The organism is Draconibacterium sediminis (assembly GCF_000949475.1).
Taxonomy (GTDB): Bacteria; Bacteroidota; Bacteroidia; order Bacteroidales; family Prolixibacteraceae; genus Draconibacterium; species Draconibacterium sediminis.
In genome coordinates this window covers 244,228-268,399 of record NZ_JRHC01000005.1, presented here as the reverse complement: position 1 = coordinate 268,399, position 24,172 = coordinate 244,228, and the positions used below count along the sequence as shown (strand labels likewise).

At 39.8% G+C, this 24,172-nt stretch carries 16 protein-coding genes; 3 read left to right on the top strand and 13 right to left on the bottom strand.

Features of this window, described 5'->3' with window-relative positions:
* Positions 1–85 precede the first annotated feature (85 nt).
* The gene (locus LH29_RS17855) at positions 86–1,351 is read left to right on the top strand and encodes a hypothetical protein (RefSeq protein WP_045032406.1); all 1,266 of its coding nucleotides are present in this window, start codon (positions 86–88) and stop codon (positions 1,349–1,351) included.
* Between the two features lie 230 nt (positions 1,352–1,581).
* Here LH29_RS17855 and LH29_RS17850 read toward each other — a convergent pair whose 3' ends face one another.
* The 5 genes from LH29_RS17850 to LH29_RS17830 all read right to left on the bottom strand — a co-directional run bounded on the left by LH29_RS17850 (position 1,582) and on the right by LH29_RS17830 (position 8,600).
* On the bottom strand, positions 1,582–3,045 hold the full coding sequence (locus LH29_RS17850; protein WP_045032404.1) for a RagB/SusD family nutrient uptake outer membrane protein: 1,464 nt from the start codon (positions 3,043–3,045) through the stop codon (positions 1,582–1,584).
* Positions 3,046–3,063: 18 nt separating this feature from the next.
* The gene (locus tag LH29_RS17845) at positions 3,064–6,168 is read right to left on the bottom strand and encodes a SusC/RagA family TonB-linked outer membrane protein (RefSeq protein WP_045032402.1); all 3,105 of its coding nucleotides are present in this window, start codon (positions 6,166–6,168) and stop codon (positions 3,064–3,066) included.
* Positions 6,169–7,188: 1,020 nt separating this feature from the next.
* Positions 7,189–7,395, bottom strand: coding sequence for a hypothetical protein (locus LH29_RS17840; RefSeq protein WP_045032791.1), 207 nt, complete (start codon positions 7,393–7,395; stop codon positions 7,189–7,191).
* A gap of 284 nt (positions 7,396–7,679) precedes the next feature.
* Entirely contained in the window at positions 7,680–8,186 is a 507-nt protein-coding gene (locus LH29_RS17835) for a hypothetical protein (RefSeq protein WP_157493753.1), read from the bottom strand.
* Between the two features lie 33 nt (positions 8,187–8,219).
* Positions 8,220–8,600: a hypothetical protein gene (locus tag LH29_RS17830; protein WP_045032398.1), complete on the bottom strand. Its 381-nt coding sequence runs from the start codon at positions 8,598–8,600 to the stop codon at positions 8,220–8,222.
* Between the two features lie 307 nt (positions 8,601–8,907).
* On the opposite strand from LH29_RS17830, the gene LH29_RS17825 reads away from it, so the two are divergent.
* Together LH29_RS17825 and LH29_RS17820 are read left to right on the top strand one after the other, a co-directional pair.
* Positions 8,908–9,153 carry a hypothetical protein gene (locus LH29_RS17825; protein ID WP_157493752.1) on the top strand — a complete coding sequence of 82 codons (246 nt, stop codon included), beginning with the start codon at positions 8,908–8,910 and terminating at the stop codon, positions 9,151–9,153.
* A complete protein-coding gene (locus LH29_RS17820; RefSeq protein WP_045032394.1) occupies positions 9,147–9,629 on the top strand; it encodes a DUF6261 family protein in 483 nt (160 codons plus the stop codon). Before LH29_RS17825 ends, LH29_RS17820 begins: the two co-directional genes overlap by 7 nt.
* A 170-nt stretch (positions 9,630–9,799) precedes the next feature.
* Here LH29_RS17820 and LH29_RS17815 read toward each other — a convergent pair whose 3' ends face one another.
* The 8 genes from LH29_RS17815 to LH29_RS17780 form a co-directional block, all read right to left on the bottom strand.
* Entirely contained in the window at positions 9,800–10,480 is a 681-nt protein-coding gene (locus LH29_RS17815; RefSeq protein WP_157493751.1) for a hypothetical protein, read from the bottom strand.
* 116 nt (positions 10,481–10,596) lie between these two features.
* The gene (locus LH29_RS17810) at positions 10,597–12,270 is read right to left on the bottom strand and encodes a SusD/RagB family nutrient-binding outer membrane lipoprotein (RefSeq protein WP_198152495.1); all 1,674 of its coding nucleotides are present in this window, start codon (positions 12,268–12,270) and stop codon (positions 10,597–10,599) included.
* A gap of 32 nt (positions 12,271–12,302) precedes the next feature.
* Positions 12,303–15,560: a SusC/RagA family TonB-linked outer membrane protein gene (locus LH29_RS17805; RefSeq protein WP_045032390.1), complete on the bottom strand. Its 3,258-nt coding sequence runs from the start codon at positions 15,558–15,560 to the stop codon at positions 12,303–12,305.
* Positions 15,561–16,458: 898 nt separating this feature from the next.
* A complete protein-coding gene (locus LH29_RS17800; protein ID WP_045032388.1) occupies positions 16,459–17,886 on the bottom strand; it encodes a SusD/RagB family nutrient-binding outer membrane lipoprotein in 1,428 nt (475 codons plus the stop codon).
* 19 nt (positions 17,887–17,905) lie between these two features.
* Complete coding sequence (locus LH29_RS17795) at positions 17,906–21,070, bottom strand: SusC/RagA family TonB-linked outer membrane protein (RefSeq protein ID WP_045032386.1); 3,165 nt, start codon at positions 21,068–21,070, stop codon at positions 17,906–17,908.
* A gap of 711 nt (positions 21,071–21,781) precedes the next feature.
* Positions 21,782–22,483: a YjjG family noncanonical pyrimidine nucleotidase gene (locus LH29_RS17790; protein ID WP_045032384.1), complete on the bottom strand. Its 702-nt coding sequence runs from the start codon at positions 22,481–22,483 to the stop codon at positions 21,782–21,784.
* A gap of 35 nt (positions 22,484–22,518) precedes the next feature.
* Positions 22,519–23,202, bottom strand: coding sequence for a 16S rRNA (cytidine(1402)-2'-O)-methyltransferase (gene rsmI, locus LH29_RS17785; RefSeq protein ID WP_045032383.1), 684 nt, complete (start codon positions 23,200–23,202; stop codon positions 22,519–22,521).
* Positions 23,195–24,118, bottom strand: coding sequence for a hypothetical protein (locus tag LH29_RS17780; RefSeq protein ID WP_045032381.1), 924 nt, complete (start codon positions 24,116–24,118; stop codon positions 23,195–23,197). Before LH29_RS17780 ends, rsmI begins: the two co-directional genes overlap by 8 nt.
* Positions 24,119–24,172 lie beyond the last annotated feature (54 nt).

Genomic DNA, 24,172 nt, shown 5'->3' with positions numbered 1-24,172 from the left:
TCTTCTGAAATCAAAATTCGTTAATCATCATTCGCAAATCAAGTTGAACCAAAAGCCCGTTTCGCTGTACTAATACAAAAACAACATGCGCACACTCATAAAAATATTCCTTTTGCCGGTACTGCTCTTCATGGCATTGCATGCCGGAGCCGTTTCGCTGCTCGTTCCAATGGACGAAATGCAAAAGGATCACCTGAAATCGTACGGCATTGCCTATTGGGTGCTGGAACAGGATATTGAGGTAAAATGGTTGCTTAACTACCGCGGAGGCAGTTTTTTAATGCAGCACTACCCCGAGATTGAAAATGAGTGTGTAATTCGTGGTGTTAGTTTCGAGGTGATTAGCGATGCACAGGCTTCGGGAATTTTAAATGAAATTGCCCAGCCCGATATGAATCAGGATGCCGTGGCAATGAATAAAGCGCCGAAAATTGCGGTGTATTCGCCACCCAACAAACAACCCTGGGACGATGCCGTGACCATGGTTTTAACCTACGCTGAAATTAACTACGATATTATTTACGACGAAGAAATACTAAACGGCAACCTGAAAGATTACGACTGGCTGCACCTGCACCACGAAGATTTTACGGGGCAGTTTGGCAAATTCTGGCGCTCGTACCAGCACATGCCGTGGTACCAGGAGGAAGTGAGCATTAACAAACAGCTGGCACAAAAACTGGGATTTATGAAGGTGTCGGAAATGAAATCGTTTGTTACACGCGAAATACAGAAATACGTGCAGAACGGCGGTTTCCTGTTTGCCATGTGTGCCGCTACCGATACGTACGATATTTCGCTGGCAGCAGTGGGTGTTGATATTTGCGAAAACATGTTTGATGGCGACCCGATGGAAGCCAACGTTGATGAAAAGCTCGATTTCCACAACACCTTTGCATTCGAGAATTTTAAGCTGGAAAAAAGCCCGTATGTGTACGAGTTTTCGAATATTGATGCTACCGACCACCGGCATGTAGCCCGCGAAAACGATTACTTTACCCTGTTTGATTTTTCAGCCAAGTGGGACCCGATACCCACCATGCTTTGCCAAAACCACCGCAACCTGATTAAAGGTTTTATGGGGCAAACAACAGCGTACCGCAAAGAAGTGCTAAAATCGAATGTGCTGGTATTGGGTGAAAACAAACCGGCCAACGAAGCACGTTATATTCATGGCGAGAAAGGTAAAGGATTCTGGACATTTTACGGTGGACACGATCCCGAAGACTACCGCCACCTGATTGGCGACCCGCCAACCGACCTAAGCCTGCACCCCAACTCACCGGGCTATAGGCTGATTTTAAATAATGTGTTGTTTCCGGCAGCTAAGAAGAAGAAACGGAAGACGTAGAAAACATTGATACCACAAAGTGATTTGGGCCAAGCTCACAAATAAATTTTCCTGAAAAAATGAAAAAAACCGGGAGGATTTATAAATTCTACGAAGGGTAATTGTGAGTAAATGTAGAGTGAGTTATACCTCCCGGCTGGGATCTTCAACTTGAATTATCAAGTTTGAGAATGAACTGGCCCAAAAACCAATCCATTCTCATTTATTTCGTTAAATAATACAGGTGAGTATTATCTCCAACCACCGTTAGAGTAATCTTCTCCGGCTACCCCTTGACTTCCTCCATATGTATAGTTCTCTTCAGGAATAGCTTCTAATGCTTTCCCCGGAACAGGAAAATGTAAAGGAGTTCCTTTTTGCAACAAGTCTTCTTTCCTCATTTCAAAGAATGAAAGTGACATACCTGTATAAGCAAATTCTACCAATCTTTCGTAGTGAATTGCATTTGCAATATCATCAGCATTGGCGTCAACCGGAGGTAACTGGCCTCTTACTGTACGTGTACCATCATTAATCACTTGAGCTGCCTCAGTCAAACTTCCTTTTTGTAATAAGGCTTCAGCTTTGTACATATCGTTTTCCGATGCTGAATATTCTGTTACATCTGTTACCCAATCGCTTATGTAATAATCATAGCGAGAATAACGGTAAGTACTATAGTGATAGGTTCCCCTTGTTGGATTAAAGTTTTGACTAGACAAATACTGGTAATCAGATAGCAAACGGGCATCATCTGAAGTTGACTCAGGCAAAGTAACTTCACCATCAGGCCAGTATGCCGGAGTATTCGGATCCATCATATTGACAACACGCATATCAACACGTCCCCAACCGGGATATACCAAATAGGTTTTCGGTGCAAGATCATACCAAACATCATCGTCCATAAAAATGGTAAAGTCGTCAGTTAAACCGTTGTTGGTGTAAGACAATACTTTGTCCCAGTTGATGCTTCCTTTTTGAGCTTTATTACGTACGTTTCCTACCAACATACGGGCCCCCATACTATTCAGGAATTGTGTAAATACGGCATTGCCATTATTTCCTCCTGGCAACCAGGTTTCAGGCACATCAACACCGCTCGATTTCGCAATAGCAATGGCATCGTCTAACTTTTCAAGAGCAAAAGTCATTGCTTCTTTATAATCGCTCGAAGAACCATCTTCGTTAATAGCTCCATTTTCATCCGATAACCATACACGGTCGAAAACCAATGCTAAATAACCTATTGCAAAAGCCTGACCAGTTTTACCGATCATTTTTACCAAATCGGGATTCTCAAATTCAGTACCTTTTTCAGCTGCTGCCACCAGGGTATTGGCATCGGATAAAACAGCATATAATGAATTAAAATAATCATTGGTGGCATAGCCGTTACCATAAGACGGTGAATTATTCCAGGCCGCTCTTGGTTCGCCCGACATATCATTCATACCTACGTTTCCCCAAGAACACGTAGAAACATCAGCCATGGTTTGCATCATCATAGCCGGGCCACCATAGTCGTGAACTGTCATATACCAGTTGTTCAAAATACCCCCTGCAGCAGCGGTTAATGCCACTGGATCAGATGTCAAAATATTGTCGTTTGGATGCTCGTAGTTCTGTACTTCAAGATCCAGAGAAAAATCTTCACACGATACCGCAAAAAGCAATACCACCGCGAATAATACTATTTTTTTAAAATCTTTCATTTCTATACTCTTTTAATATTAAAACTTAAATTGTACTGAGAATGAGTATGAAGATTGATTCGGATAAACTCCTGAATCCACATTAAAGTATTGTTGTGTATCTCCATCGTACGCTGCTACTTCAGGATCCCATCCGGAGTAATCAGTAAAAGTAAGAATGTTTCTTCCTATCGCACTAAATTTCAGCTCTCTGAAGAATCCACTCGCAAAATTTTCTAATTGTCTTTTACGTAAGGTATACGAAAGAGAAATCTCTCTAAGTTTTAAATAACTACCATCTTCTACCCAAAAATCAACATCCTGATTCACTGCATAAAGCGATTGATAATACAAAGTTGTTTTCTTATCGCTTTCTGCTTTTCCTGCCTGGTCAACAATTGCACTACGTCCGGCAATTACGTTCCACTGTGTATTCCGGTTGTAAATGTCACCACCATGACGATAATCCCATAGCGTGTAGAAATCAAAGTTCTTCCATGAAAGATTGGAAACAACGCCCATAAACCAATCTGCATTCTGGTTACCAATCTCCTGTGTTTTGTTTACACCTTCCTCATCTACTTCAAGGAATGCTTTTTCATCTACAGTACCAATAGCAGCTGTTTCAACAACAACACCATCGCTGTTAATACTGTAATCACCAATGCTGGCTCCATCAGGCAATTGTTTTTCCATTGTTGCCAAATCGCGAACAAATTTGTATCCGTACATGGTTCCAAATTCTGTTCCTTCTTTTAATTTAAACATTTCACCGTTAGATGGGCCTACAGTTTGTTCTGCAACATTTAACTTGGTAATTTCCGATTCGGTTTTAGTAAAGTTAACGGTTACATCCCAGTTCCAGTCACCCGATTTTATGATTTGTCCGTTTAATGAGAATTCGAAGGTATTGGTTTCCAGATTACCTACGTTTTGCCACTGACGGTTTTTACCGGCATTAGCAGGAGCAAATAAATTCACTAACATAAACTGATCAGTAGACTCCTGTATTGAGTATGCTGCATCTAAACTAAATCTGTCGAGGAACTGAGCACTTAAAGCAATCTCTGTCTCTGCAGTTTTGGATGGTTTCAGATCAGGATTACCTTTAATACGGTTAGTAGACAATACACCACCACTTAAGTTGGTCATTTCATATTGCCATGTAAATCCGGGGCGCTGACCTGCAGTACCATGAGCAGCACTAATTTTCAATTCCTGGAAACCAGGGATCGCTATATCTTCAGTTATCCGATATGCTCCTGAAATCCTGTAATAGTCGTTCCAGCGTTCGTTTTCACCGAACAAAGATGAACCGTCTTTACGATACAAACCGTCGAAAATGTAACGATCCTTATAAACAAAACCGGCAATAGCAAAAAGGTTTTGTGCACGTTCTGCAGTTCTGTTTGAATTTGCCGAAATGCTTGCCTTGTCAAAATTATCCAAAGATGCAATGTCTTTGTATAAGTAATCACTACCGCTCGCACTAAAGTATTCGTAACTTCTGTCTTCAGCCAATCCGCTTAATTTAGCTTGCACATCCAATTCTCCGAATTGTTTGGCAAAGTTTAAGGTAGCCTGTGCTTTTTGCACGAGATTTAGAGAACTGTTTTTTGTCAAACTTCCCTTGCTGTAACCAAAACCAATTTCATCACCAGAACGCTCATAAGTTTCGTATTTGTAGTTACTGGTGTAACGACTGTTATTGTTTTCAAATGAGTATTCAGCATCTAAATTTAAGAAGTCTGTAAATTTCACATTCAGTTTATAACCTCCCAGGAAACGTTGTTGTTTCGTTTTTGCATCAATAGCAGCAGCGTTGTACAACGGGTTCGAGATTTCGTTTTCCCAAGGGTCGGGCTGGAAATAGTATGGAGATCCATCCGGGTTGGGATACATAACGTTGGCATCAGGAGAAATCCTTGTGATGGTTCTGAAATCACCAAACGTGCTGTTATCGGTAAGACTAATGAATTGGTTACTTGCATTGAATTTCAACCAATCGTTAATGTAATAATCCACATTAAAACGATAGCTATTACGGAAATAACCTTCAATTTCTTTCTGCACACCATCTACCTTATTGTACTCAGCAGAGAAGAATGTTTTGAATTTATCAGTACCACCGGCAACCGAAGCATACTCGGTAAGGTTTATACCTTTTTTGAAAAAAAGATCCTGAAAATCGTAATACACACCAAATGGGTTATCTGAATAACCATCTTCTTCTTCAATTCTACCGCCTTCAAGTGCCCACTCGCCACCGGCTGCGTATATACTTGGAAAACCTGCTGGATAAGTCACACCCTCGTATTTTGTATATTGGCCTTGCGCTGATTCCCAGTCAGATGCCAGTTTAAATGGGTGAGACATATTCACGTCAATAAAATTGTTAACCTGCGAAAATCCAACTTCTGAACGAACAGTTACTACCGGAGCACCAACAGCACCACGCTTAGAAGTGATAACAATCACACCATTACCTGCACGTGATCCGTATAATGAAGAAGCAGACGCACCTTTTACAATCTCAAAACTTGCAATATCGTCGACATTAATGTCGGCTAAACCACCGGCAACATACACACCATCCATCATTACCAGAGGTTGTTGTGACCCGTAGAAATTTGCTGCGCCACGTAACAAAATGGTGGCTCCCGCTCCCGGGCGTCCTAAACTTGTTACCGAAACACCGGCAACTTTTCCTTGTAAAGCACTCGCAGCTGAACCGGCTGGCACTTTTTCCAGAGCTTCTGCATTTACTGAAGCTACAGAAACAGAAAGTTTTTTCTTTTCGGTTTTACCAGCAACACCAGAAACAACAACTTCATCCAAACCAAAAACATCCGGATCGAGCGTCAGTTGAAATGTAGTTTGATTTCCAATTGGTACTTCAATGGTTTTCATACCAACAAAAGAAACAATTAAGGTTGTTGCATCATTCGGAACCATAAGGGTAAAATTACCATCCAGATCGGTAACCGTTCCCAGGGTTGTTCCTTTTAACGAAACTGAGGCGCCCGGTACTGATAAACCATCTTCAGAACTTACAATAACTCCTGAGAGCTCCTTGACCTGCGCTTGAAGCAATTGCACCCCTGCGAAAAATACAATTACAACCATTAGCATGATTTTTTTCATAGAAATAATTTTTAGTTTTTAATTAGAGCACTATAAATAATTGATTAATGCATTCACTCTTTTTAAACAGCATGATAAATCTCCATATATCAATAACATATATTCTATTAACATCATTTAATTGCGCCAGACAATACGCTTACACCAATCCTTAACAACTAAGGATCATGTATTTAATATTCTTGATCAAATACATACTCTGCCTAACACAGAAGTAATATTTTGTTAACTGCAATAATGCTTTGTAACAATTATTCTAAAATCTGGTAGATCTGGAAATTGTATTAATTGTTAATTTATCTAACAATTATCCAAAATAGAACAAACCCATCCTCACATAGTCCTCAAATTAAGAGCTACTTCGGTTAATTACAACATCTAAACGCAGATCTGTTTAGAGTCTCAGATCGTAATCCGTATTTTCTATATAAAAAAAATGAAAGATTAGTAACCACTAAAGGTTAAGTTGTAAAATTTTTGGTTCATAGAAACAGTCTTTTAAGTAATATTTAAACAGCATTTAATTTTGTAATTAATCAACGGATTCCCCCAAATCCTCTTCACTTGACAATTACATCTTACATAAAAGTATTTTTTACTTTCAGTATTACAAATATTAATATTTCTTTTGTGTTTTTAAAATATTTGTAAACCTTTTTGCGATTTTTTTAACGATTTGATATATCGCCCTTGCATAACTCAACTTTATTTATAAATATCACAATACCATATCATCCTAAATATCATATTTTTACATAATTTACTAATTGACTTATGATCTATATTTTACATATTATGTTTTACACGCATCCGCTAAAATAAAAAGTAGATTTTAAGTCTTTTTACACCTCGTAATCGGTTTTCTAAATAATTGTTTACAAGGATGATCTCAACTCTAACGATTACAGCTAGCTGGTCTGAGTCAGCACCCAAACTCCCCGGGTTACCGTTTAATACTGAACAACGTGTTGTTTCCGGCGGCTAAGAAGTAGAAACGGAAGATTTAATTCTTACACAGAATTAAAGATCTTTCAGCAATTCCAATATTTCTGCCACATCCTTTTCATCTGCTTCAAGTACTCCCCACCCTAATTGGTTTTGGAATATTCCGTCGTACGACGAGTCGTGAAAACTTCTGATGATGTGAGGAATATTATTACTTTCAAGAATTTCCCTTATACGTAACGCTTCAATGTCGCTGTTTAGTTCTTTAATTTTTTTGTTCATTGGTGTTTTAGTTTTTTGTTTTATCGTTTGTGACATGTTGTCGGGCTTACACGGAACTGCGAAACGAAAATCCACAGGTGCTGACCGCACCAACTCCGCCCTATAATATGTACCTTCTTATAAAACGTGTTTATTTATTTTCTTCTAACATTCTTTGTTTAGTCAATATTCTGTTTGAAATATTTTGAATATTACTGTCTTTTTTAATTCGGTTTAAGTGATTTTTGGGAATCCAGTCAATTGGAAATAACTTACCTTTTGAATCATAATCTTCAATCATATATTTAAGGGTAATTCGACTGCTGATCCCAAGTTTGCCTGATTGATAAGCGATTGCAGTACGATACCGATGGATATTTTTTTGTTAAGTTCTTGTCTGTATTTGAAGTACGGAACATAAATTCTTTTTGTGATATTTTATTGTTTTCAAAAAGATTTGATGCTTGTTTATAATCTTCATCATGTTCTCTTTTGTAGTTTTCCCAATCGACACTTGCATTCTCAAAATCATCTCTTAGCCTATTTAAATCAGGAATACTATCCCAGTACGTTTGAACATGTTTCCAGTCTAAATATCCGAGTCGCGGAATCTCGCCAGTTTGTTCTATAGTTTCTAAATACTTTGATACAACCAGATGATTGTATTCGATGTTTAGTTTTTTCAAATCTGCCTCAATTTCAGATTCAGATGGTTTTGATGAATCCACGGGCTTTTGGGTTATTGGCTTATTGGTTTTACAACCTCCCAAAATCAATAAAGCAAGAATCAAGGTTAGAATGTTTTGTTTCATAGCTTCGTGATATGTATTTTGGTTTAACATGTTTTATAACGGATGTGCAAGGTTTATATTGATTATATATTGTTTATATCCATATTGGTTATTGATTTTACAAGGCTGTATTTTGTGTGCAAGAACCATTTCAAAGAATAACATCGTCGGATTTTTAAAATTAATAAAATTCTTTTGAAATAAACATAAGCTGTAAAAAGCCGGGAACAGAACTTTGGGCAAAAGCTGTAAAAAATAGTTTGCAAAGGCTTGTCGGGCAGACAAATAATAGCCGCTATCCGGCAAAGGCTCGTCTACGGGACACGTGGCTGCCGAAAACTTTTTCATTCTTTGTTTGCCCGACACGCGTTGCCCGGTTATGTTTTCACCGAATGTCTGCCGGACGCGAGATGCCTGAGCATTTTTTATATCCATGTCAGGCCGACATTCATTGTCCAAACATTCCGCAAACAAATGTCTGAGCGACATTCGTTGTCCGACAGTTCATTCACCTTTTGTCGTGCCGACATGTATTGCCGAAGTATTAGTTGTGAAATGTCTGTCCAACACATGTACATCAGGACTAACAGCTATGTTGTTGAACATATATTCAGTTAACAATTTGCTTTTTATAGCTAAACTGTTGTAAATTGGTTAACAATAAAACCACAAGGACCTGTTCAAATGTCAATCATCACCCAGGAGCATGTGTTAATCTACTAACAAAAAAAAATTACATTTTATGATTCCTTTACTAATGGTAACAAGCCGTGTAACCGAGGTCGACGGCACTACCACACAAGTTATCAAGGGTTACGATGCCACAACCCTAAACACCGATCCGAACATGGAACTTATTTTCGGAGAGTTAAAACCATTATCGAGTCTGTTTTCGGCAGCCATTAAACGGATGAAAGACAAAAGCGAAGCAAAAGCTTTCGACGAAATTCGCGACAGAAAATTGGATGGTGTTTATTATTTGTGCTGAGTTTTTCGCATCATCCAGATGATCCGATTCGCAATGCAGCACTGTACATCCTGGCCATTTTTGATCATTACGGATTGGGAATAAAAGACGAAAGTTACACACGCGAAAGTTCGTTACTTAACTCGCTGCTTTCCGATTTGTCGGGCAGCGAAGCACTGACCAACATACGGCTCATTCCTCAATGCGACGTGTACATAGCCGCATTGCAGGAGGCGCAAAACAATTTCGAGAGCAACCGATTAAGTTTTGAGGAAGCACAAGCCGAAGAAGGTACACGTGAAAATGCTTCAGCATTAAAAGTACAGGTAGTCGACCTGATTAATAAAAAAGTGGTGCCATATCTTAATGTAATGGCCCAGCTAAACGATGCCACTTATGGCTCGTATGCCCGTACCGTTGTCGAAATTATTGGTACCAACAATGAGGTGGTTCGTACACGCCGAAGTAGCGAAGACGATACGGAAGAAACCGAATAGTTAATTTTATAAGCGCATTTATTTTGGGGAGACGGTGCCAGGTACACGTCTCCTTTTTTTTGCATTGCCCTTTGCTTTGACCCTGTTATTTTGTACAAAAAAGAAAAACATATACAAAGATGTGACATTTTGGTCACCTCTTTGTATATCGTATAAGTTGGTTATTCAACTTACAGGGTATTCAGATATTCCACTAATTTTACAAGATCCTCCTGACTCGTAAACTTTATTTTTTCCCTCTTCAGAAAGTTACCAATCTCTTTCACTTTCTCGGGATAAACTGTTGTTAGACTTTTTTTATTCTTTAGTTCCACCAGACCATCTGCAGCGCTAAAAATAAAATATACTGGTGATTTTACAATAAATTTTGCCGGTGTAGCCTCAACATAAGGGCGCGCCGGTTTTGGATCCTGGTATTCTGCCTCATCCAATGCCAGCAAACTATAACCTCCGCCAACCAGTTGCCTAAAAAACTGGCCCTGACTATCAGTTAGCACATACTTTAGGGTAATTTCGTCCAGAACCACCGAAGTTATTTTTTCGGGCGTAAGCACTTCAAGCACTTCTCCTTTTTCGTTTTTAAACTCAAGGTTTTGTTTATAATTGTCGTAGCGAAGTTCACCTTTGTAATATTTTCCATTATTGAGCTTTACCTGGCCCACAACAAAATCTCCGTATAAAAATGGCGACCCCTCTATATCCTCATAAGTATTGCCCGATTGAGCATTGGCCATATTTATGTTATTATACTCGATAAACTCATCAACGCCGGCCATATAACTTTGTGCCATTGTGGCGGTATTAAAAAAAAACACAAAAAATACTACTACTACCGAAATAATTGTCTTCATCTGATAAGTTTTTACTTTTTCTAAAGGTAAAAAATTCTGAATCTTTCTTACCAAAACTCTTAAAAAATAATAAGGTCCACTAAAAAGTGGACCTTATAATTATTGCATAAAAAAGTTTATTGCTTATCTGCAGCAGGAGGATCGATCTCTGTTGGGATCGGGTGTCTTCTGGTGTTCCACCATACCCAGCTTCCGAACAGTCCTTCGTTCAGGTCTTGAACTCCCTGACGTTCTTTAGCAGCATCAAGGTTAACTCCGTTATAAGTATCTTCTACAGTTGAGTAAGTCATACGTGTAGGCATACCCATATCAGGATAATAAGCTCCTTCCAGTTCGTATTCGAATATACGTGCCGGGAATCCGGTACGACGTACTTCTATCCAGGCTTGTACACCCTGACCAAACATCGCAGCCCATTTTTGCTCAATAATTTTCTGGAATTTCTCAGCCGTTGAACCACCCCATGCAACCAGCGGGTCAGCAAGGTAAGCCGCCTGGTCCACAGTAACACTATATGCCGACAAATCGTCACCGTCGCGGTTTGTTGGAGTAATTGTAGCACCATCAGTACATCCCCAACGATCCATACTAGCAGCAATACCTGCTTCGTAATGTGCTTTTGCAGCCGCATCATCGCCGGCACGCATGTAATACTCGGCCTGAATTAACTCAACCTCGTCAGCACACAACACATATAAAGGTGCAGTTTCAGTGTAAGCAATTGCAGTTCCCAATAACGAAATGTTTTGGAATGTTGCAGCAGCATGTGACAACCCATTCTGGTGTCCGTTGTATTCAATTGCATCAGTACCTACACTTTTAGGAATAGGCTGTGCATAGATATGAACCCTTGGATCGGTTCTTGCATTCAGGTAATCAATCATTGTTTGACTAACACCCTGATCAGTACGCGAGAACAAAGTATTGAAAATAGGATTACGGTAAGGTAACCCAGGATAATCCAACATGGCGTTATCGTCGTTGCTTGTCATAATCGGATACTGAGAAGGATTACTCAATACCGCAGCAATTTTTGAATCAGCATCGCTCATTGCAGCAACACCGGCAGTTGTTGTAACCTGTGTTCCACCTACCATGTCGTAAGTAAAATCCCAAGGTGTACCAGCAGCACGGTTAAGAATACGTAAGCGAAGTGAGTTGCCAAACTTTTTCCACATCATTGGGTCTCCACCAAAAAGGATGTCGCCACTACCAAAGTTAAACGATGTTGATGTAAGCAAGTTGTTTGCTTCATCTAATTCAGCAAGTAAACCATCATAAATTGACGCCTGAGTATCGTAAACAGGAGTTACATTATCACTGATAAGTCCCATGTTTGCTTCAGAGTAAGGAACATCGCCCCATAAATCGGTAAGAAAATTAAAGATTAACACTTTCCAGATTTTGGCCGCAGCGTAAAGCTCAGGTTTACCACCATCTTCGTTTGCAGGATTTGTTTTATCAAGAATGATAGCTAAATCCTGTAATGCGTTTGTGTAACGTCCGTGGAAGTCACCATCCATATTACGAGGCATGTATTTGTCCTCATCAATGTATTGCACTTTGGTCCATTGTTGAGACCATGGTCCAAGATAAGTATGCTGAATCCATCCACCCATTTCGTAGCTTATGTGCGACTCTAATGCATGAGTGAATATATTTATTGCGGGAACATCAACCGGGCTATTCGGGTCGGTGTTCATTTCCTCAAAGTCGTCTGTACACGATCCTGCAAGTACAATCAGGACGGTAAACAGGACTAATTTAAAATCTTTCAATATATTTTTCATTTTCATTGAATTTTTAAGTTAAACCATCCTTATTAAAAGTTTATTTTCAAGTCGAAACCAAGAGTCCGTGCCGATGGTATCGGAGTAGAGTTCATACCTACTGAAGTATTACCGGCACTGATCCCGTTCTCTGGATCAACATGAGGCATGTTGTCATGGATAATCCAAAGATTACGACCAACAAACGAAAGATTTACATCCCTTACACCTATTTCACTCAGGTAAGGAATATCGTTGAACGTGTATCCAACAATTATTTCACGTAATTTCACGAAACCTGCATCGTAGATCGATAGACTCGGTTTTCCCCAGTAATCATTTTCGAAGAAAGTTTGAGCAGCAACATAAGTTCCGTTAGGAACCGGCGTTGCAGATTCGTTACCTGAAGCATCAGTCAATACAACATGTCCGTCGACCAATTTACCGTAAACAGCATCGGCTTTAACACCACCACCATCAGCAATTGCATCACGTACGTTCATTCCATTGTCGTTAATTGCAGCCGTATTGGCCATCACACCCGAATAACTACCAAACCAGTCAGTAACTGAGAATTGATCTCCTCCCCAACGGAAGTCGATAAGGAAGCTTGCGTTAAAGTTTTTGTAACGGAATGCATTGTTTACACCACCATACCAGTCAGGTGTAACATTACCAATTTCGGTTTGTTGTGGAGAACGAATATAACGTCCGTTAGTACCAACAACTGGCTTTCCACTGTATTTAATGTAAGCTACATCACCATTTGAATCAAGGATTTCTGTCTCGTGCTCACGAACAATGTCGTATCCCCACATCTGGCCATACTCTTCTCCAACGCGTGCGCGTACTGTCATACCCCATGATCCGTTATACAGATTAATGTATTCCAAATCACCTGTAAGTTCTTTTACAAGGTTTTGGTTGGTTGCCCAGTTAGCGGTGATGTCCCAAGAGAAATCTTTGGTCATTACCGGAGTTGCACTAATCGTAAGCTCTACCCCTTTGTTTTGAATCTCACCGGCGTTAATCGTTTTTGTACCAAATCCGGTAGTATTCGAGATAGCGATATTCATAATCTGATTTTCAGTCGTTTCGTTATAATACGTTGCATCAATACTAAAACGGTTATTGAAGAATTTCAGTTCAGCACCAAACTCTGTTGAGTTTTTCGATTGAGGTTTCAATCCGGATGGAGCCAAAGTATTGGTGTAACTTAATGAAGGCTGACCATCAAACGGATCTGACGCATTATATGTACCCATCAATGAATAAGCATTTGCGCTACCTCCAACCTGTGCATAACTGGCTCTTAACTTACCATATGAAAGAATATTTGATTCAATTCCTAAAGCTTCTGTGAAGATGAATCCAAGAGATGCAGATGGATAGAAGTATGAATTATTATCAATAGGTAATGTCGAAGACCAATCATTACGTGCAGTTAAATCAAGATAAAGCATATCTTTATACCCCACGTTTAAGCTTCCAAAAACACTCTGAAGTTCATAATTTGTTTCACTCATTCCGGTAGTTGCAGGAGAAGCAGCATTACTTACCGCATAAAGATCAGGAATGATCAAACTTGAAACATGTGATTCGTCAATACGATATTCGTAGTGGTTGTATTCTGTACCAGCTGTACCAAGAATATCAAAATCACCAATAGTTTTGTCGAAAGTCAAAACAGCATTGGCAGTAGTCTCTCTTCGGAATGATTCGTAATTATCAAAACGTCCGTCCATCCAATCGTGAGAATCTTTTGCACGTACTTCTTTAATACGCTGCGAGTAAGCATCGGTACCTACCATTGCTCGGAACTGCATCCACTCGTTAATGTCGTATGCAACATTAACATTACCCATGAAACGCTCGCGATTCAACGAGTTAGTGTTTTTATTCAAAGTCCAGTATGGGTTATCGTGATAACTGTGGTTCCAGTTTACATTACGTCCAGAAACAGGATCTATTTCCTGCCAGTGCTCTTTCAGGTATTCAGTATCAACCTGACGTCCGAACCACTGCATGGTACTTTGGAAAATACCTGCTGAAGTATAACCTGACGACATAATGTTGTCACTTTCTGTAAGTACATATGAAGCAGATCCATTAACTCTCAATTTGTCAGTAACATTCAAACCACCATTCAAAGTAAATGTATTTTTAGTTTGATCGGTATTAGGAATCATACCTGTTTGATCCTGACGAGAAATAGATAAACGATAGTTATAACCGTCTTCCATGCGGTTAACGGCAACCGAAGTTGTACTGTTTAAACCTGTATCGAAAAGATTTTTAATGTTGTCAGGGTGTGCAACCCAAGGAGTTGGTGTGCGCACGCCGGTTACAGGATCGTATGGGCTATCGAACTGAGGGAGCAAACGACCGTCAAGACGTGGTCCCCAAGATTCGTCAATACCATCATTTACACCACCCCAGTTACCATCAACATATTCGAACTCGCCATCGTACCCCTGACCGTAAAGATCCTGGAAGTTAGGTAATTTCAGTGGGTTCGACCACATCATGTTCTGCTGAATAGAAACTCCTAAACCTTTTTTACCTGATTTTCCGTTTTTGGTAGTGATAAGCACAACACCGTTTACCGCACGTGAACCATAAAGCGCAGCGGCGTTCGCTCCTTTAAGAATCGAAATAGTTTCGATATCTGCAGGGTTAATATCTGCTGAAGAGTTACCGTAGTCGGTACCACTATAAGCACCAACCGAAGAATACGAGTTTATAATCGGAACTCCGTCTACAACAAACAAAGGCATGTTATTACCAGTTAAAGTACTCATACCACGTACAACGATACGAGAACCGGCACCTACGTTACCTGAAGAGTTGGTAATCTGAACTCCAGAGAGTTTACCCTGCAATGAGTTAACCACGTTAGCTTCGCGTGCAGTTATCAGTTCTTCGCCCTTCACGTCCTGAACAGCATAGGCCAGTCCTTTCTTTTCACGTGATTGACCGAGTGCAGTAACTACAACCTCGTCCAAACCAAGTACATCAGGCTCCATAACTACATCAATTGATGTAGAAGAACCGATAACAACTTCCTGCGTTTTCATACCAACAAAACTTAATATTAAAGTTTTGGCATCTTCCGGTGCTTTAAGTTCATAAACACCGTCAATGTTGGTGACAGTACCAAGCGTAGTTCCTTTCACCGCAACCGACACCCCGGGTATTGGCATTTCATCGTCAGACGAAGTAACCGTACCGGTTAAAGTCTTCGTTTGAGCAAAGGCAACCAAATTACCCATGAAAAGGAGAATCGATAAAAAAATCGCAATTTTTTTCATAGAAATAATTTTAAGTTATTAATTAAAGCGCTATAAAAATTGTTTTAAGCATTTTTATTCAAATTCGAGAAAAACCGGGAGGATTTAAGATTCTACGAAGGGTAATTGTGAGTAAATGTAGAGTGAGCACCTCCCGGTCATATCTTTTAAATATTTTCAATATTGTTTTATTTATTGCAATTAAGATTTTTAAAAGGTTATTTTCCCTATTCCCTTCCATCCAGAAAAATTTTAATATGATAAAAAAGAATTCTCTTCTATAGTATTTAAGATTCTTTGCCTATTCCTGAAACAATTATTAATTGTTAATTTTTTTAACAATTAGCAAAATTCACGAACCAATCCTTATACATTATTCGTCTCCATACACTAGAAACATTAATGCAGCATACTTATCGGCAGTTAGCTACTATACCGATTTATAAGAAATCTAAAATTTTGATTTAAGATCAAATGAATGATACCCCCCTTCATAGAAACATTTTTAAGTAATAATTAAACAGCATTTAATATTGTAAACCTGAAAGGATTCCCCCAAATCCTTATACTCAGCATTACCTCTCTTAAAATAGAATTTGTTGTTCTATTTTTGGTATTTACAAATATTAAAAGAAGATTTGATTTTTTAAAGAAAGTGTTAGTTTTTTTTCACATTATCTAACAAATAGATAATAACCAAGAAGTAAAACAACCTAGACACAATACACACAAAACACACCATATAATTGTATATCTGTATTTTACAAAGCACTAATCCTAACTTTTGTTCTTTTTTCCAAATACATGATTTTTGTCATATACCCAATAAAACAAAAGAAAAGCCGGTAAGAAAACTTACCGGCCGCTCTTTAATTAATAACCTAAAGTCCCTCAACAGGGTCAATAAGTATCTTAAATATTATTGATCCCACCAAATGCGGGTTTCCATAACATCTTCTCCCTGACGAGCAACAGCTGCTTTTACATTTTCTTCGTTCAGGTCGTACTCGTTTTGCGTATATGCACGACGACGGGGAATGTCTCTGCCTTCAGCAGCAGCAGGCGCAGGAGTCAATTCAGGATAATCCAAACGTCTCCACTCCGACCATGCTTCTGAGCCATCCATATATAGACTAACCCATTTTTGTTCACCAATCGACTTTTTGTAGTTTGTACCGTCGTAAGCTACTTCTGGCTGTGCCAGATAAGTATCGATGTCAGCCGTTTCTACACCCCAGAATTCCATACTGGCAGTAATTGCATCTTCATAAACTTCGGCCGCATCATCAGTGATCCAACCTCTCGCAGCAGCTTCTGCTTTGATAAACAATAACTCTGAGTATGTCATTAAAATACCGGGACTATCAGCACTACGAACAGCAATACCAGGGAACGAGATTTGCGCATTGGTTATACTTCCAGCATCTGCAGCAGACAAACCATAAGGCATACCTACAATCGTTCCTGTTTCGGGAGCTTCATCGGCATAAACAGGTAAACGAGGATCGTTTAGTGCCGCCATATAATCGGCTAAAGTTTCGCTAATAGCATAGTCAGTTCTTTCCAGGTAATGGTCGTAGTATGGATTCCAGTTTGCAGCATCTGCCAGATAAGTATACAAAGCATTATCGTCGTTGCTTTCAAAACCACCAGCCAAACCAGATGTTACTGCACTTTGTGCTGCAGTGGCATCCACCTCTGTCATACGAATTCCCACACGTGCTTTTAACGAATTAGCAAATTTCTTCCAGGCAGCCATATCTCCACCAAAAATGATATCGCCTTCCATACCGGCTGCGCTTTCATTAATCTGAGCCGCAGCTTCAGTCAATTCAGTAACAAAACTGGCATAAATTGCATCCTGCGTGTCGTAAACCGGCTGAAATGCTTCGGCACCTTTTAAGGCATCGCTGTAAGGAATTTCTCCCCACATATCGGTTATCAACTGAAAAGTGTACACTTTAAGAATACGAGCAACGGCAAGCTGGTTGGCATTGGCTCCTGATGCAGCAGCATCATTCATGGTAGCCTCATCTGTATTTAACTCAATAATCTTCTGCAAATCAGCCAAAGGGCTGTAGTAATAAGCATTAAAGCTGGCTTCTGCTGTTTCGTAACGCGAAGTATTGGTATACTGTGTTTCAGACCACAGCTGCGAATACAGCAAACAGGTAGTATTAAAACGTTGCGACAGAATTTGACGCTGCGCCTGAGTCATAAGGTATGCCGTTGGCACACTTGTTACTTTGTTCGGATCGGTGTTGATCTCTTCGAAATCTTTGGTACACCCCACCATCAAGCTAACAAAAAGCAGGGCTAAAACTGATCTCATTATATATCTCTTCATAATATCTTCTTATTAACTTTTACAATTTAACATTTACACTGAACCCCATAGTGCGGGTACTTGGGTGCTGACCATTTTCAAAACCCTGGATGTTACCCGAACCGTAAGCAGCTTCCGGATCGATGTTCGGAGCATTTTTATGAAGTATCGCCAGGTTACGACCTACTAGTGATACGCTAATTCCGCTAATAAAGCTGTTTGCGAATAATTTACTTGGCAAAGTATAACCAACTTTAACTTCGCGCAGTTTGATAAAACTTGCATCGTGTAAGTAATACTCTCTTCTGGTTCTTAGATGCTGCCAGTAATCAACCGATTCAATATAAACATCGTTAGGTGTTCCATCTTCTTTCACACCAACAGCAAGGTAACCACCACCTTCGCTTACAGGATCCCTTTGTGGATTTCCTTTAGCGTTCAGTCCGGCAGTTTCGGCCAACAAACCAGAGTAGTTTCCGTAACGGTTAGTTACCGAGTACAACTGACCACCTTTCTGGAAATCAATCAAAGCACTTAACATTACACCTTTGTAAGTAAATGTATTGGTAACACCACCGGTCCAATCTGGTAAGTACGAACCATAAGTTTGGTTAGTAGCTCTCTTATAGTACCCGTCTTCGTCAACGATACGTTGGCCGGTTTCATCGTCGTAAACAAAACCATCGGTAATCCATGTACCGTAAGTTTCTCCTACTCGAGCGTTAATAGAAGGTCCCCATGCAGCTAACTGATAATTATCAAGTCCTGCAGCCAACTCTTCAACCTTGTTGGTATTTTTTGCCCAGTTGGCAACAATATCCCATGTAAATTCTTTGTCGATTGCACGACCGTTCAGCATAACTTCCCAACCTTTATTGGTCATTAATCCGGCATTTACAACTGTTGAGTTATATCCTGAAGTACTTGCTACATCAAGGTCAAGAATCTGGTCTTCCGACTGAATATCGTAGTAAGTTACATCTAAACCTAAACGGCTGTTAAAGAAAGCCATTTCAACACCAAACTCGGTAGTTGTAATAGTCTCTGGTTTAAGAGCAGCGTTATTTAAATTGTTAGGTACTGCATATGCAGGATAACTTCCGTAGTTATTAGCCGAACCATAAGTTACGGCCAATTGGTAAGGATCGGTATCGTTACCCACCTGCGACCAACTTGCTCTAACTTTTCCTAACGAAAGGATAGATTTGTCTTCGATTAGTTCTGAGAAAAGGAATGTACCGGTTACCGAAGGATACAAATAGGAATTGTCTCCATCAGGCAGTGTTGAAGACCAGTCGTTACGTAACGACAGATCAACATATAGCATGTTTTTATAACCAATTGTTGCACTTCCGTATACCGAGTTTACAACTTTTTTCGATTTGTAATCAGTTATAGAAGGACGGTCGATGGATGCATCAACATTAAAGAAGTTAGGCACACTTAAACCACCATTAGTACTGGCAGTATTGTTGTAATACATGCGAATACGCTTGTTGGCACCCAGGTTGGCATCCAGTGTGATATCCGAACCAATTTCTTTTGTATAAGTTGCCAAAAACTCGTAGTTATTATCTTCAAGCTGGCGAACTTCTTCTTTATACCATGCCTGTGGAATAGAACCTGAAGCAATTCTTTCCTGACGACGATCGGTATAGAAATCGGTACGCGCCCATCCCTGAACTGACAACCCGGGAAGCACATCGTATTTTAACGACACGTTACCAAACACACGTTGTCTTTCCATTTGTGCAGGACTCTCATTCAATACCCAGTATGGGTTTTCCCAGTATAAAGGACGAAGATTTGTTGGAGAGCTAATGTTCCATGTGCGGTCAATACCGTCAGCAGTTTTATAGTTTTTCAGATTATCCATATCCAATTGACGCTGAAACCACTGGTTAAAACTGGTAACTACGTTACCTGCATTGTTACCATATCCTTGTCCAGGAATACCTTCGTTGGTTAAGGAAACATAGTTTACACTTGCCGAAGCTGTTAACTTATCAGTTAATTTTGAGCTTCCATTAAAGGAAATAGTATTCTTTTTCAATTCAGAAGTTGGCAAAGTACCTGATTGACGGAAGTCGGTAAACGACAAACGGAAAAGTGTTCCATCGCCACCTCCTTCTAAGGCAATGTTATTGTTTGTTGTAACACCTGTTTCGTAAAAGTCTTTAATGTTATCAGGATGGGCCACAAACGGAGTCATTTTTCCGTAGTTTGGATCATCCGGATACCAGCTGTACCACTGACGTACCAACTGACCGTCCATGCGTGGCCCCCAACTTTCGTCGGCTGCATAGTTTACAATGGGCTCACCGGTTGGCTCATAAATATCAAATGTCTGTTTGTAACCACCACCATATTCATTTTGATAATCGGGCAACAAAGCAACGGTTGACACATTTACACCCGAAGTGATAGAAACACCAATACCTTTACGTTTAGTACCTTTTTTGGTCGTAATAAGAATTACACCGTTGGCCGCACGCGAGCCATAAAGTGCAGCAGCGTTCGCACCTTTTAACACGGTCATCGACTCAATATCTTCAGGGTTGATATCGGCTGAAGCGTTACCAAAGTCGATACCACCATCTCCCGACTGCGTATTGGTAGAGTTAAAGTTCGAGTTATCAATCGGAGTGCCATCCACAATGAACAATGGCTGGTTGTTACCCGAAATTGAGTTCACACCACGAATAATAATACGCGATGAACCACCAACACTACCAGGCGATCCGGTAACCTGCACACCGGCAACTTTACCCGAAAGCGAGTTAACAATGTTTGCATCTTTTACTGCTGCCACATCGTCGCCGGTAAGCGATTGCGATGAATAACCCAACGATTTCTTTTCGCGGGTAATACCAAGGGCGGTAACTACTACTTCGTCGATACCTACAAGGTCGGGCTCCATTACGATTGTATAGTCCGATCCTTCGCCCAATTCAACGGTCTGTGTTTTCATCCCCACAAAACTGGCTACCAAAGCCTTTCCATCTTGCGGAACTTTCAAATTAAAAACTCCGTCAATATCAGTTACGGTACCAAGGGTTGTCCCTGCCACAGAAACAGAAACTCCCGGAATTGGCAGGTTATCCTCGCTGGATGTAACCGTACCGGTAACGATCTTGGTCTGAGCATTTACCACCGTCACTCCCAGCAAAACCAGAAATGACATAATAAGCGCGATTTTTTTCATAGAAAACAATTTTAGATTAATATTAAAAACTAGATTTGAAACTCTTTGAATACTACTTCAATACCACACAGGCTAAAGGGTCTACCATTTAGCCCGTGCGTAATTGAAATAATTTTTCTTTCGTTAAGTGTATAGGATGTAACCTCCCCTGATAAAAACATTTTAAGCATTAATTAAACAGCGTTTTGATATTTTTCGTTTTTGAAAATGAAAATCAAATTCCCCCAAATTTGTTCCTGTGAAATTTTAAATCAACAGAAAACTTTCACTTCCAACTCTTAATTTAAATCACTCAAATATCTATTTTTTATTCCTTTCCGGCATACACAAGGCCTCTTTTTGGCTTGTTTTATTTCTTTTTGACACAATTAATAACAACAATTTGACAGAAAATAAAAAACTGCAAAGCTCAAATCATTCATTTCTAGCTTTTTGTAAAAACTACATATACATACTGCATCACATTAAATTAATGTTAACAGAAAACCATTTTGCCTGACATATTTTCACAGAAAACACAGCCAATACTGTCATATTTCCATAATTCACCAACAAATAATACCTTTTAGAATAAAACAGAGTATTATTATCAAGAAAAGGAGAAATGATGAATGATCAATAATGAAGTGATTTTGCTAATCTACCATATTCTCGACAGCAGAGATTGATCAAACAGAAAACATAAGTTGTTGAGGGAAAGGAGAAGCAGGATTACACTACCAAAAATAATTCCTTCAGTGAACCGATAATTGTAACATCACCAGTCAAATTATTTAATGGCTGTTGTAAACGATTAAAATAAACAGCATTAATACCAAAGTTAGCCGCTCCGCATATATCAACTTCCCAATCATCGCCAATCATTAAACTGTTTTTCTTTTTGGCATTGGATGATTTAATTGCGTGTTCAAATATTCCCCGACCGGGTTTTGGTATTTTTATTTCTTCTGAAATAAATACTTTTTCGAAATAGTTTTGAAGTCCTGCTTGTTTTAACTTCTCGTGCTGAACCTCTTTAAAACCATTGGTTATTATAAATAAACGATAGCCTTTTGACCTTGCATAATCAAGAACTTCCCTTGCTCCGTCAATCAGATGCGAGTGTTTGGGCATTTCCTTTAAATACATGTCGTTCATCACTAACGCATCAATCGTATCTATATCTAATGAATCGAAAGTCAACTGGAAACGCTGCCGGGTAAGTTCCTTTTTTGTTACCTCTTTTCTGCGATAAGCCAACCAAAGTTCATCATTATTACGACAGTACTCATCAAAAAACACATCAAATTTCACGCTACCCTTATCCAACTTAAGCAACTCATAAGTCTTCAGCATAGCACATCTGGAGTTGGTTTTAAAATCCCACAAAGTATTGTCAAGGTCAAAAAAAAGATGCGTGTATTTTTTCCTCATCGCTATTGTTCAAGGTAATTTATGTGAAGGATTTGTCAATTTTGTTTCCCTTCAACAACAATCACTATTTCGCCTTTGGGAGGATGCTCCGTGTAGTATTCTTGCAGCTCAGTTACAGTCCCACGGTTCACTTCCTCGAACATTTTACTTAGCTCGCGGCAGACGCAGGCTTTTCGTTCGGGGCCAAAAAATTCGGCAAACTGCCCAAGCGCTTTTACCAACCGGTAAGGCGATTCGTAAAGAACAATGGTCCGCGGCTCTTCGGCCAGAATTTTCAAACGAGTTTGACGGCCTTTTTTCTGAGGCAAAAATCCTTCGAAAACAAATTTATCGGTTGGCAAACCCGAAACCGCCAAAGCCGGAATTAATGCCGTTGCTCCGGGTAAACATTCCACTTTCACGTTTTTCTCCACGCAAGCCCGTACCAATAAAAAACCGGGATCCGAGATGGCAGGTGTACCGGCATCCGAAATTAGCGCGACCGTATTTCCCTGCTCAATTTTTGAAACGATTGCCCCCGTGGTTTTATGTTCGTTAAACTTATGATGTGCAACCAGTTTCTTATCTATCTCAAGGTGTTTTAAAAGTTTTGACGACACACGTGTATCTTCCGCCAAAATAATATCGGCGGCTTTTAAAACTTCAACTGCCCGCAGCGTGATATCCTGCAGATTTCCAATGGGCGTTGGAACGAGTATTAATTTTGCTTCGTTATCCATTGGGGAACCGGCGCTTTACAAGGTTTACAAATTTCAGGCTGGTTTCGTTCTTTTTCCATTTAAAGTTCTCCTGCAGATAAGCCACTGCCTCCTGAATATTACCCAAATTATCGAGATCAACAACCGTTTTTGCAAAGGTTTCGGCGTTGCCGCTAAACAGCTCCCGAATATATTGGTAGCGGTCGTTTATACCGATAGCAGCCTGTATACTTTTTACCGGACTGTTTGATATTTTATATTCCAGCTTTTTATCACCATTTCCGCTAAGCAAATCGTTAACCGATTTTTCGGAAATAACACGGTCGCCAATTCTGTTACTAATCACAACAGGTTCGGGCTCATCTTCCGGCTCGTTTTTCTGATGCGGCTCTTTTTCGCTTACAGGCTCTTCAGCTATTTCCTCAGCTATTGTTTCTTCCTCCGAAGTTTCTTCTTCAACTTCAGTAGTAACACTTTCCTGCTCTTCCACTTCTTCAGCTACAACCGTTTCCTCTTCTTCAACTGATTTTTGTTCGTCCTCTTCAGGTTCTGCTTCTGGCGAATTAATTTCCTCTTCTTGTACTACTGTTTCCGGCTTACTTTCTTCCTGCTTTAACTCCTCTTCAAAGTCCGACAAAGCAGCTAAACTCTCCTTTTCTTCCTCGGAGAGCCGAGCTTGTGACTGTACTGAATTATTGGCGTTCACAGTTTCTGCCTCTGTCACAACTTTCGTTGCAGCAGGACCTGTTACTATCGTTTTTTGCGACGGTACATCTTTTCCGCCTAACAGCTGAATAATGTGTTTTGCTCCATTGAAACGTGTGCGGATAAATTCGATTTCCAGTTCATCGAATCCTTCGGCACCTTTTTCTGCAAACAATTCTTCTATCTCCGAAATATCTTTTAGCAGAAATTTAAATAACTTATTATTGTCCATTCATCCAAGCTTTTAACGCGATGTTGGTAAATTAATCGAGCTTTACAGTGCCCA